Annotated in this window: 7 protein-coding genes; 2 read left to right on the top strand and 5 right to left on the bottom strand. The window is 74.5% G+C overall.

The window, feature by feature from the left end; all coding sequences use genetic code 11:
• Positions 1–22 precede the first annotated feature (22 nt).
• Positions 23–700 (top strand): transcriptional repressor LexA, encoded by a 678-nt coding sequence (gene lexA / locus KAK06_RS11490; protein ID WP_210802255.1) that lies wholly within the window; start codon positions 23–25, stop codon positions 698–700.
• 19 nt (positions 701–719) lie between these two features.
• Positions 720–1,031, top strand: coding sequence for a helix-hairpin-helix domain-containing protein (locus KAK06_RS11485; RefSeq protein WP_310741075.1), 312 nt, complete (start codon positions 720–722; stop codon positions 1,029–1,031).
• Between the two features lie 13 nt (positions 1,032–1,044).
• Here the strand turns inward: KAK06_RS11485 and KAK06_RS11480 are convergent, their stop codons facing one another.
• The 5 genes from KAK06_RS11480 to KAK06_RS11460 all read right to left on the bottom strand — a co-directional run.
• Complete coding sequence (locus tag KAK06_RS11480) at positions 1,045–2,280, bottom strand: MFS transporter (protein WP_210802254.1); 1,236 nt, start codon at positions 2,278–2,280, stop codon at positions 1,045–1,047.
• Between the two features lie 12 nt (positions 2,281–2,292).
• Positions 2,293–4,584: a protein kinase domain-containing protein gene (locus KAK06_RS11475; RefSeq protein ID WP_210802252.1), complete on the bottom strand. Its 2,292-nt coding sequence runs from the start codon at positions 4,582–4,584 to the stop codon at positions 2,293–2,295.
• Entirely contained in the window at positions 4,581–6,350 is a 1,770-nt protein-coding gene (locus KAK06_RS11470) for a serine/threonine protein kinase (protein ID WP_210802250.1), read from the bottom strand. The genes KAK06_RS11475 and KAK06_RS11470 overlap by 4 nt, the downstream gene beginning before the upstream one ends.
• Before the next feature lie 141 nt (positions 6,351–6,491).
• A complete protein-coding gene (locus tag KAK06_RS11465; protein WP_210802249.1) occupies positions 6,492–9,791 on the bottom strand; it encodes a UvrD-helicase domain-containing protein in 3,300 nt (1,099 codons plus the stop codon).
• The coding region (locus tag KAK06_RS11460; protein WP_210802247.1) for a PD-(D/E)XK nuclease family protein at positions 9,788–12,118 on the bottom strand (2,331 nt) is incomplete at its 5' end. The genes KAK06_RS11465 and KAK06_RS11460, both read right to left, overlap by 4 nt.

The following is a 12,118-nucleotide window of genomic DNA, read 5'->3' as shown; positions in this document are numbered from 1 at the left end:
CACCAGGAACTGGCCCTCGCCCATGCTTGAAAGTCCCAAGCTCACCGCCCGGCAGCAGCAGGTGCTCGACCTGGTGCAAAGCACCATCGAGCGCACTGGCGCCCCGCCCACGCGGGCCGAGATCGCCGCCGAACTGGGCTTCAAGTCGCCCAACGCCGCTGAAGAGCACCTGCAGGCCCTGGCCCGCAAGGGCGTGATCGAGCTGGTCGGCGGCACCTCGCGCGGCATCCGCCTGCAGTCTGCCACGCTGCGCGCCCTGAACGAGGCCCGCGGCAAGCAGTTCATGCTGCCGCTGCCCAGCCTGGCCCAGCTCACCTTGCCGCTGGTCGGCCGGGTGGCGGCCGGCCACCCCATCCTGGCCCAGGAGCATGTGGACCAGACCTATGTGCTTGAGGCCTCGCTGTTTCCGCAAAAGCCCGACTACCTGCTGAAGGTCAAGGGCATGAGCATGCGCGACGCCGGCATCGTTGACGGCGACCTGCTGGCCGTCAAGCAAACCCGTGAGGTGCGCAACGGCCAGATCGTCGTCGCCCGCCTTGACAACGAGGTCACCGTCAAGCGCTTTCACCGTGGTCGCCAGGGCGTCGAGTTGCTGCCCGAGAACCCCGATTTCCAGCCCATCGTGGTCGGCCCCGAGCGCGAGGATTTCTCAATCGAAGGCATTGCCGTGGGGCTGGTGCGCCAGCACATGCTGATCTGACATCCGCCGGCGCAGTACCGTGGGCACGATCAAATCTCCGAAAGCCGCCAGCGCCGCCGAGTGCGACACGCTGGAACGCCTGCCCAACGTGGGCCCGGCCATGGCGGCCGACCTGCGTGCGCTGGGCATCCAGCACCCCTCGCAACTGGCCGGTCGCGATGCCTATGCGCTGTACCGCGCACTGGAGCGCCACAGCGGCAAGCGCCAGGACCCCTGCGTGCTGGACACCTTCCTGGCCATTGTCGATTTCATGAACGGCGCCGCGCCGCGGCCCTGGTGGGACTACACCGCCGAGCGCAAGCGCCAGTTCGGCGCGCTGCACCCGGCCTGAGCCTGCCGCCGGCCTACAGCTTGTCGCGCTGCCACAGCGCCGGGAACAGCCGCGGCCACAGCACCACGGCCAGCAGCGTGCCGGTGCCTCCCAGCAGCACCGAGCCCACCGGTCCCAGCCACGCCGCCGTGGCACCCGACTCAAACTCGCCCAGCTGATTGCTGGCACCGATGAACACCGAGTTCACCGCCGCCACGCGGCCGCGCATCGCATCGGGCGTTTCCATTTGCACCAGGCTCTGGCGGATCACCACACTGACCATGTCGGCGGCACCCGCCACCGCCAGTGCCAGCATCGCCAGCGGCCAGCTGCCGGCCAGCGCAAAGCCCAGCGTGGCCAGGCCGTACACCGCCACCGACTGCAGCAGCCGTCGGCCGGCACGGCGCTGCAGCGGATGCCGGGCCAGCCACAGGCCGCAGGCCAGCGCCCCCATGGCCGGTGCGGCCCGCAGCAGGCCCAGGCCCTCGGGGCCGGTGCCCAGGATGTCGCGCGCAAACATCGGCAGCAGCGCCGTGGCGCCGCCCAGCAGCACGGCCAGCAGATCCAGCCCCATGGCGCCCAGCAGCACCGGGTGCGCCAGGATGAAGCGCAGGCCGGCGGTGAGCGCGCCGGGCTCGGCTCCCACGCACGCTGGCCGGCCTTGGGGGGTGAGCCGCAGGACGGCGCCACCGGCCAGCACCAGCAAGAGCAGCGCCAGGCCATACACCCAGGCCGCCCCAGCTTCCTGACCGGCCGCGTAGACCAGCCCGCCCAGCGCCGGTCCGCCGACGATCGAGGCCTGCAGCACCGCGCCGCCAGCCGCCACCGCCCGCGGCAGCGCCGTGGGGGGCACCAGTGAGGGCAGCAGAGCCTGCAGCGACGGCATCTGCAAGGCCCGGGCCGCGCCCAGCAGTGCCGACACGGCAAAGATGCCCGCCGGCCCCAGCCAGCCAGCGGCACTGCCCACGCTCATCAGCGCCGCCACCACGGCCTGCAGGGCCAGGCTGGCCAACAACGTGTGCCGGCGGTCATGCTGGTCCACCAGGTGCCCGGCCGGCAGCGTGAGCAGCAGCGCAGGCACGAACTGCACCAGGCCGACCAGGCCCAATTGCCAGGCGCTGCGGGTGAGCTCGTACATCTGCCAGCCCAGCGCCACCATCAGCATCTGGTTGGCAGTGGTGGCAGCGGCTCGTGCGGCCAGCAGGCGGCGGAAATCGGGCAGGTCGCGCAGGCGCGGGGGCGCCGCGCCTGCGGTGTCGGTCACGGTCATCGGGGCGACAGCTTACGCTGCCGTGCGCACCGCCAGGACCGCCTGGTTGCGCAAGCTGCGCACCAGGCTCAGTTCGGCCTCCGACAGCTGCAGCGTGCGGCCCTGGCAGGCGCCGTAGAGCAGGCCGAAGCAGCGTCCCTTGAGCACCATCGGCAGCAGCACGAAGCTGCGCGGCGGCGCCTCGCGCAACAGCGTCGGCAGGCGTGGGCGCAGCGATTCGGCCCGGGCGTCGTCGATCAGGGTGTCCAGGCCCTTGCGGCAAGCCAGTTGGAACAGGTCGGGCGCAGGACCCTCGCGCAGGTCGATCCTCAGCGCAGCGGCCAGCTCGGCTGCGCCCTCGCCCATCGACACCCGGCCGCACAGCTGCTCGCCCTTGGGGTCGCGCAGCGCCAGCACCACCTGGTCCAGCGACAGGGCGCGCCACAGCGTCTCGGCGATCATGCGCAGCACCTGGCCCACACTGCCCGTTTCACTGGCCAGCGTGGCGGTGACATCGGCGATGCCGGCAGCCAGCAACTGCTGCACCGCGGCGCTGGCGGGCGCCTCAGCCACGGTGGCGGTGAAGTCGTCGGCCGACGCGCTGGGCGGCGCCAACAGGCGGCTGGCGCGCACCCGCGGGCCGGCGTCCAGCCCCAGCGAGCCGGCCAGGTCGGCCAGCATCACCCGAGCGGCCGACACGGCCTGCAGCATCGCCTCCTGCGACTGGCCCAGCGCCGCGCCGAATCGCGCGGCCCAGGCGGGTTGGGGGTCGGCGCCCTCGCCGCGTTCGTCCAGCAGGCGCTGCACCAGCTCGTGGGCGGCGCGCACGCGCCAGCGCATGGCCTCGGTGGGGGCGGTTACGCGGTGCTGCGGCGGCTCGCCATGCGGCACCGACATCGCCTGGCACAGCGCCTGCGGCAAACCCCAGGAGGCCGCCACGCCCTGCCCCAGGCTGGCGCAGGACAGACCCAGCACGTCGACCTGGGCGCGTTCGTCCTGGGGACCGTCATGGCCCTGCAGGTGCTGCGCCTCCTGCGGCAGGTAGTAGGCCAGCAGCAGCCGGCCCAACTGGCTGAACATGCCGGCCAGGAAGGCTTCCTCGCGCTCGCGGCTGGGTGGCGTCAGTTGGTCGACCAGCGCCGCGGTGAGCAAGGTCTCGAGGAACAGGCCCTTCATGCGGCCGGCCTGGGCCTGGTTGCCCATGTGCTCGAGCAACAGCAGCGACAAGGCCATCGCCCGAATGCCGCCAAAGCCCACCAGTGCCACCGCGCGCGAGACGGTGCTGACCTCGCCCTGGTTGGCGTGGTGGAAACGCGCGCTGTTGACCACCCGCAGCAGGCGCTGGGTCAGCGCCACGTCGCGCAGGATCTCGGCGGCCAGCGTGTGCACGCTCTCGGAATCGGAGGCCGTGATCGCCTGGATGCGCAACACCGCGTCCGACAGGGCCGGGAAGTCGCCCGCCAGGCGCATGCGCCGCTGCAGGAAATCGAGCGTCGGGTGCGCGCCCGGCCCCGGCGCCGCGGCCGGATGCAGCCAGGCCTGCAGCGCGTCGCGCATCGCCGCGGCGTCCGGCCAGCGCCGCCCCGGATCGCGGGCGGTGGCGCGCAGCACGATGCCCCGCAGATGATCATCCACCTCGTTGTCCACCGTCGGCCAGACCACGTCCACATGACGCGCCTGGGCAATCGCCTGGGTGGGCCCCTCGCTGCGGCGCAGCGGCACGCCCACCAGCATCTCTCCCAGCAGCATGCCGGCGGCGAACAGGTCCATCGACGGCGCCGGTGCGGCACCAGCCGCGGCCTCGGGCGAGATCGTTCCCGGCGAGCCGACGATGCGACCGTCATGGCTGTCAGTGATGCGCGCAGCAATGCCAAAGTCGGCCACCTTGGGACGGCCATCAGCGTCCAGCAGCACGTTGGAGGCCTTCAGGTCGCGGTGCACCACGCCGTGGGAGTGGGCATGGGCCAGCGCGTCCAGCACGCCCAGCATCAGCGTCACCGCCGGACGCGGCGCCAGCGGGCCCTGGCGCAGGCGCGCGGCCAGCGTACCGCCGGGCACGCACTCGCTGACCAGCACCGGCTGGTCGTTGATCGTCAGCAGGTCGTGTACCGCCACGATGCCGGCGTGCTGCAGGCCGGCAGCCAGGCGGGCCTCGTCGCGCCATTCGGCGGCCAGCTCGGACTCGGCCTGCGGGTGAAAGATCTTCAGCGCCACCTCGCGCTGCAGGGTGCTGTCCAGCGCCCGCCACACCGTGGCCTGGGCACCGCTGCCCAGCTCGCCGCGCAACTCGAAGCGGCCGATCCGTTGCCCGCTCGAGGGCGTCACGCCGCCGCCGCGCGTGGGGCGCCGGAGGGTCCGCCGGCCTGGGCGAAGGCGCGTGTGGCGGCCGAGGCGTCGGCCATCATGGCGGGCATCGCGCGCGACTCGGCGGCCGCCGGCAGCGCCTGCAGGGACCCCAGCATCTCGGGCTGGGTCAGTCCCAGCGCCCGTGCGTAGCGGCGCACCACCACGGCCAGCGCCGGCCCCACCAGCGCGGGTGCCAGCGCGCTGGCGTCGAGCAGGTCGTTGGCACAGCTGGCCGTGACCCGCAGGATGTCGGCGTCGCTGTCGGGATGGTGCACCGGTGCGCCCGGCGGGATGCGCCGGATCATCTGCTGCACCGAGTCGTCCAGGCCCCAGTGCTGGGCCACGGCCAGACCCAGGGCTTCCAGGTCAATGCCCAGCACCGCGTAGGAGGCGGCCTCGGCGCTCATGCCGGGCTCACCGCCGGCCTTGCCATCGGCGGCCTCGCCGGGCTGCATCAGGCGGCGGATCTGTGCGGCTTCGTCCGGAAAGTGGTACTGCACCACCAGCCGGCCCAGGTTCTGCATTTGCGCGATCAGCGAGATCACCTCGCCGTCATACCCGGCCGGCGCCAGCCGCGTGGCCACGCCGCCGGCGCGCTGTACACGTTGCATCAGCGCCGCCATCTCGGTGGCGGCCGCCTCGTCCATCGGACCGGGCCAGGGCCGCAGCGACAGCGCCGCGCGGCGCACGCCCTCCAGGCCCAGCATGGCGATCGCGCGGCGCAGCATCAGCACCGGACCGTCGCTGGAGACCGACGCGCCATGCACCGTGGCGCCATTGACCAGACGCAGCAGCTCGAAGGCCAGCGCCATGTCGCCCAGCACCACCTCGGCCAGCTCGCTGGTGCGCCCGCGTTCCATCAGCGCCAGATGGGCCACGCGGTCGGCGCCGCCGGGCATCGCCGGCAGCACGCCGGCGGCGCGGATGCGGTCGAGCAGCAACGCCAGCGGCCCGCCCTCCAGGTCGGCATTGGCCTTGATCCAGCCGTCCAGCGCCCGCTGCAGCGTGCGCGCATTGCGGTAGCGCTGGCGCGGCTGGCGGTCAGTGGCGCGGTTGACGATGGCCCGCAGCGCGTCCGGGATCGGCCGCGGCACGTTCCAGGGCAGGCGCACGAAATCATTGCCCTGCGGCGGCATCATTGCCACCACGCGGGCCACATCGGCCTGGTCCAGCGCGGGCTGGCCGGCCAGGCCGTGGTGCATCACGATGCCCAGGGCCAGCACGTCGCCGACCGCGGCGTCGCGCACCTGGCGCAGCTCTTCCATCGCACCCACGCTGGAGGCGCTGCTGGCGCGCTGGGGCACTTCCAGGCCCAGCACCTGCACGCGGCCGGCGTCGTCCACGCTGAGCAGCCAGGGCTGCACATCACGGTGGGCGACACCAGCCTCGTGGGCATAGGCCAGGCCCAGCGCGGCCTGCGAGGCCCAGGGCGCCATCTCCTCGGCGGGGATGCCCTGGCGCGAGAAGCGCTCGGCCCAGGTGACGCGACCGGCGCGCTCATAGGCCGCGTAGGGCCAGCGCTCGTGCTCGGCGATCTCCAGCGGCGTGGCCAGGTTCGGGTGGTTCAGGCGCGCAGCGCGGCGCACGGTCTGCAGCCAGGCCGTGGCAGCCTCGCCCAGCGGTTGCTGGCGCGGCATGACCAGGATCAGCTCGCTGCCCTGGCGCTCGTCGGCAGCATGCCAGGCCATGCTGCGCTCACTCTTGCCCAGCAGGCGCAGCAACTGGTAGCGCCCGAAGCGGCGCACGGGGGCACTCGTGGCTTTCGGGGCGTCGGCAGTTCGGTCAGGGGCGCTCATGGGGGCGGACACGGAGGGCAGCGTGGCTCGATTGAACCGCGCGGCCTGCCGCCGCAGTGGCCGGAAGTAACGGCCCAAAGCCGCCCAATCCTAGACCCGGTGCACCCGGCCGTCGCCGCCCACCAGCAGCGCGCGCACCAAGTCGCCGGGCTGCAGGCGCTGCACCGCGGCCACATAGGCGGCCAGCTGATCGAGGTAGGCCGGCTGGGTGTGGGGGGCGTGGTCCAGCTTGTAGTCCAGCACCCACCAGATGCGCTGGCCGTCGGGCTCGCGGCGCACCACGAGGCGGTCGATGCGCAGCGCGGCCGTGCCATCGTCCACCGGCACCTCGTCGCCGGCCCAGACGATCGCCGGGTCGCGCCACCACGGTCCGAAGGCCGCACCCGCCAACACTGCACGCGCAGCGGCCTGGGGCACGGCGACGTCGGCGGGCGCCAGCTCGAATTCGGCGGCGGCGGCGCGGGCGGCGCGCTCCAGCCAGCTGTCCAGCGCGTCGGCGTCCGGTCCGCTCGGCCCGCACGCCCATTGCATGAGCCGGTGAAAGGCCTCGCCCAGACGGGTCAGGCGGTCGTCGCTGCGCGCCGGGGCCACCCAGTCCTGGGCAATGCCGCCACCCGCCGCGGCTGGCAGGCGCAGCGCGGCCCAGTCATCGGTCTGCACCGGGGCAGCGCCAGCCTGGGCGCTTGGCGCCGGTGCCGCAGGCTCCCAGGGCGCGGCCAGGCCCTGCAGACGAGCCCACCACGACGGTGCCGGCCCTGCCCGGTGGGGTGTCACCGCGCTGAGCACCAGGCGCGTGCGGGCGCGGGTGAGCGCCACGTACAGGCTGTTGAGCTCCTCGCGGGCCTGCTGCGCGTCCTCGTCGGCCTGCAGCACGTCCAGCGACGGCGCCCGCTTGGCGGCCGAGGCCACGAAGGCCACACGGGCCGGGTGGTCCTGCTCGACCGGCCAGTCCACCAGCAGCGCGCCGGGTTCGGCGTTGCGGCCTTCCGGGTCGGTGTCGAGCAGGAACACCACCTCGGCTTCCAGGCCCTTGGCGCCGTGCACCGTCAGCAGTTGCACCGCGTCGGCCTGGGCCAGCGCCGGCACCGTGGGTGACTGGCGGCGCAGCGCGCGCACGAAGCCATAGGGCGTGGCGTAGCGGCCGCCATCGAGTGACAGGGCCGCGGCGACCAGGCCCTCGATCACCGCCCGCGCCGGGCCGCGGCGCTCGGAGGGCACCGCACGCAGCATGCGGCCCATCACCTCGCCCTCGTCGATGATGCGGTCCAGCAGATCGTGCGGCGGCAACTGGCGCGCCAGCTCAGCCCAGCGCGCCAGCAGCGGCGCGGCGCGGGCCAGGGCCGGTGCTGCGCCGGTGGCGGCGGCCAGCCGCTGCAGCGCCGGCCACCAGGCCTCGCCGCGGGCCTCGGCGGCCAGGGCCATCAGGTCCTCGTCGCTGGCGTCGAACACCGGGCTGCGCAGCACCTGGGCCAGTGAGAGGTCATGGCCGGGCGAGGCCAGCACATCCAGCAGCGCCACCAGGTCGCGCGCCTCGGGCTCGTCCAGCAGTGACAGCTCGGCCGGCTGCACATGCGGCACATGCAGCACGCGCAGCGCCTCGGACAGGCGCGCCAGCACGCTGCGCTTGCGCGCCAGCACCTGGATGTCGCGCGGGCGGCGGCCCTGGGCCAGCAGCTCGGCGATCGCGCGAGCCGCCCAGCGCGCCTCCTGCGCGCCCAGGTGTTCGCGCTCCTCGTGGCGGGGCTGGGTCAGGCTGTCGCGCCAGGCGGCCTCGGCGACGTCGGTCTTCCGGCCGGCGCGCGGCGGACGCTCGACCAGCGGCAGGCGCCAGACGCCCTCGCCCGCCAGCGCCACCTCGGTGGTGTGCGGGCGAAAGCCTGGGTAGTCGGCCGCAACGCCAAAGACCTGGTTCAGCGTCTCGATGACCGCCCCGGCGTTGCGCCGCGTGTGGTCGCAGGACAGGCGGCGGCCGTGCAGCGAGTCGGCCACGAACTGCGCGGCAGCGGCAAAGACGCGCGGCTCGGCGCGGCGGAAACGGTAGATGCTCTGCTTGGGATCGCCGACGATGAACACCGACAGCGGCTGCTGGCCGCTGGCGCCGCCCCCGGCGCCCGCGTAGGCGGCCAGCCAGGGCTGCAGCGCGTGCCACTGCATCGGGCTGGTGTCCTGGAACTCGTCGATCAGCAGGTGGCGCAACTGGGCGTCCAGGCGCTCCTGGATCCAGCCGGCCTGCTCGGCGTCGCGCAGCAGGTGCAGGGCCAGGTTCTCGAGGTCGGGCATGTCGACCAGCCCGCGCGCGCGCTTGAGCGCCGCGAATTCCTGCAGCAATGCGCGCGCCAGCGGCAGCAGCGCGGTCTGGTCCTGGTGCGCCTCGTGCTGGCGCAGGCGCAGCGCGATGGCCAGCAGCTCCTCGGCCAGCAGTGGAATCTCGGGCGGCTTGCCGGCCACATTGCCCTTGGCCTGGCCGGTCGACTTGCCCAGCAGCGCCTGGCGCGCGGCGGCATAGGCCAGCTCGGTCTCATCGGCAGCCAGGTGCGCCAGTGCGCGGGACAGGCCGTCCACCACCGGCACCACGGTGGAGCGGGTGTCGTCGCGCAGCCGGTCGCGCAGCGCGGTGGCGGTGGCCACCCAGCCGGGCGCACGCAGCAGCTCGGTGGGATGAGCCAGGTCCTGGCAGTCGTCGAACACCGCGCCCACCGGCGGTACCGAGCCCGCCAGCGTGCCGTGGGCGTCGGCGCGTTCGAGCTCGATGCGGCGCTCCAGCACGCCGTCCAGCCAGCGCTGCAGCACGCTGCGGCCATGGCGCGCCACCAGGCCGCGGAAGGCGCTGTCCAGCTCGGGCGTCTGCGCCACGCGGCGCAGGAAGCGCCGCGTCAGCTCGGGGCGCAGCTCGTCGGTGTTCTCGATCAGCGCCATGCCGGGCTGCAGGCCCAGGGTCTGCAGCGCGTCCAGCGGCGCCATGCGCAGCAGCTGCGAGAACCAGCTGTGGAAGGTGCGCACCTGCACCGCCCGGCCCTGGGCCAGCACGCGGCGCTGCAGCGAACCCAGCGCGGGCGCCAACGCCTCGGCCTGCGCGGCATCCAGCCCGCGCTCGCGCAGCGCCTGAACGCGCTGGGCGTGGCTGGCGCGAACGTCTGACAACTCCGCCAGCCACTGGTCGAGGCGCTCGCGCATCTCGCCCGCGGCCTTGCGGGTGAAGGTGATGGCCAGGATCTGGGGCGGCTGGGCGCCGTCGAGCAGCGCGCGCAGGATGCGCGAGACCAGCATCCAGGTCTTGCCTGCGCCGGCACAGGCCTCGACCACCACGCTGCGCGACGGGTCGCAGGCGATGGCGTAGAAGGCGGCGCGGTCAACCGGCTGGCCGTCGGCCGCGTAGGCGGCGCCGGTCATTCGTCGCCTCCGCGCGCGGTGAGTGCCTCGGTGATGGCCTCGGCCGCCGCGTCGGGCGGCGCAGCCCAGTGGTCGCGGCGGCACAGGCCGCGCATGTCGCAGCGCTCGCAGGCCTGGCCGCGGCCCAGCGCGCGCAGCGGCTCGCCGGCACGGGCGCGGTCGAACTCGGCGGCCAGTTCGCCCAGCAGGCGATCGGCATCGGCCAGCACCTCGGCGTGCTCGATCCACTGGGGCCCGTCACGCTCGTCCAGCGCCAGGTAGGCCGCGCCCACGGGCGAGCCATCGGTGACGGCCAGCGCGGCATAGAAGGCCAGCTGCGTGTCCTCCAGGCCCTTGGCCTTGGCTCTGAGCTCATCCGCCCGGCCGGTCTTGTAGTCGATCACCTGCACGGCGCCGCCGGGGCCGCTGTCAAGGCGGTCCAGGCGGCCGTGCAGGCCCATCGTGCCCAGCGCGGGCGCCGGGCGCTGGCGCTCGACCTCGCCTGCGGTCCAGCGCCAGCCGGCCTGGTCGCGCGCCTGCAGCCAGGCCAGGTAGGGATCACACAAGCGGTCAAAGCTGGCCAGGTAGGGCAGCATCTCGCCCTCGGACAGCCGGGCGTCGGGCGCCACGGCGCGGGCGCAGTGCTGCAGCAGCGCGCGGTCGGCCGCCAGGCCGGCGCCGTCGGCACGCTGCTGGTGAAAGTGCAGCAGCACGGCGTGCAGCCAGTCGCCGTAGTCGCGCTTCTCGGCCAGTCGATCCAGTTCGTCGTCGGTGGCCAGACCCAGCAGGCGCTGGGCGAAGAACTTGTAGGGGCAGTCGCGCCAGGCCTCCACCGCACTGGCGCTGAGCGTGGCGGGCCAGCGCGCGCCCGTGGACACCAACGCTGGTTCGGCCACCGGCCGCGGCGTCCAGTCGCGCAGCGGCGGCAACCGCCTGGATGGCGGCAGGGCCTGGCCGCCGCGCGCCAGCACCAGGCGCTGCAGCAGCGGGCTGGGGCCGAGCGGCTCGCTGCCATCGGCGCGCCGGCGCAGCAGGCACAGCTGCGGCAGGCGCAGCGCCTGCACAAAGGCCAGCGCCTCGCGCTCGGTCGTCTCGGCCACGCCGGGCAGGCCCAGCGCGCGGCGCAGCGCCGGGCCGATCAGGTCGACGCCGGGCTCATGCCCGCCCAGGCGCTGTTCGTCGGCGCCCGGCAGCACCGCGGCCACGAAAGGCCGCAGCATGGCCCGCGCCAGCGGCGTGATGACCACCCGCGCCTGCGGCGGGTGCTCTGGCACGACGCTGGCTTCGCTGAGTGCCTCGTCGGCCCAGGCGATCAACTCGTCCAGCGTGAAGCGGGTGGCGGCCGCCAGCGCCGGCCAGCCGGCGGCCTGGTTCCATGGCGGCTCCAGGCGCCAGGCGGCCAGCACGGCACGCCCGGCGGGGTCGTCGCGCCAGGCGCTGGCCTGGGCGGGATCGTCCAGCCACAGCGCCGCCAGCGCGGCCAGCCAGTCGGCCAGCGGACGCCGCGCCGGCTCACGCAGCGGCGCCAGGCGGGCCTGCGCCGCGTCCCAGAAGGCCAGCGCCTGCTCACGGCGGGCGGGGCTGAGGCGGCGGCCGCGCCACAGCGCTTCCAGGCTGCGCAGGGCCTCGGCCTGCGCGGTGAAGGCGCTGTCGTCCTTCAACCAGGCCAGCCACAGGTCCTCGGCGCCGGGCGCGGGCCGCGACAGCGCCCGCGCAGCGCGCAGCAGCGCCATGGCGCGCGCGCCGGCCCGCGTGGTGGCGACACGCCAGCCTGTGTCGTCGACCACCTCCACCGCCGCGCGTTCCAGCAGCGCGCGCACGCGCCGCACGGCCTCGCGGTCCTGGGCGATCAGCGCCACCGCGCCCTGTGGGTGGCGGTGCAGCGCGTCGAGTACCTCGGCGGCGGCAGCGCGGGCCTCGCCCTCGGCATCGTCGGCCAGGTGCTCCTGGGGCGGCGGCAGCGTGGCGGCGGCCTCGAAGAGCCGCTCGCGCGGCGGGTCCTCGTCCAGCCACAGCACCGGCACGCCGCGCGCCTGGGCCGCGTCCAGCACGGCCTGCACCAGCGGCAGCGTGCCACCGGCGCGCAGGCCGATCCAGGCGCTGGGGCGGGCGTCGTACAAGGCATCGCTGGCGGGCGGCTGCAGGGCGATGGAGTCGGCGGCCCAGGCCAGCGCGTAGCGGGCCAGCGAGCGCTCCTTGTCGCCCGGGCCGGCGCCGCCGGCCAGCCGGGCCTGGGCCGCGGCCGCCCAGCCGGCGCGCTGCGACGGCGGCAGCGCCGCCAGCGCCTGGTGCCATTCGTCGGCACAGTCGACCACGGCCGCCACCGCCCAGGCGAAGCCGGCCGGGTC

Origin of the sequence: Ideonella aquatica (assembly GCF_018069755.1) — a bacterium.
GTDB lineage: Bacteria > Pseudomonadota > Gammaproteobacteria > Burkholderiales > Burkholderiaceae_C > Ideonella > Ideonella aquatica.
Note: the sequence above shows the minus strand (reverse complement) of the source record. Positions and strands in the feature narration are given on the sequence as shown.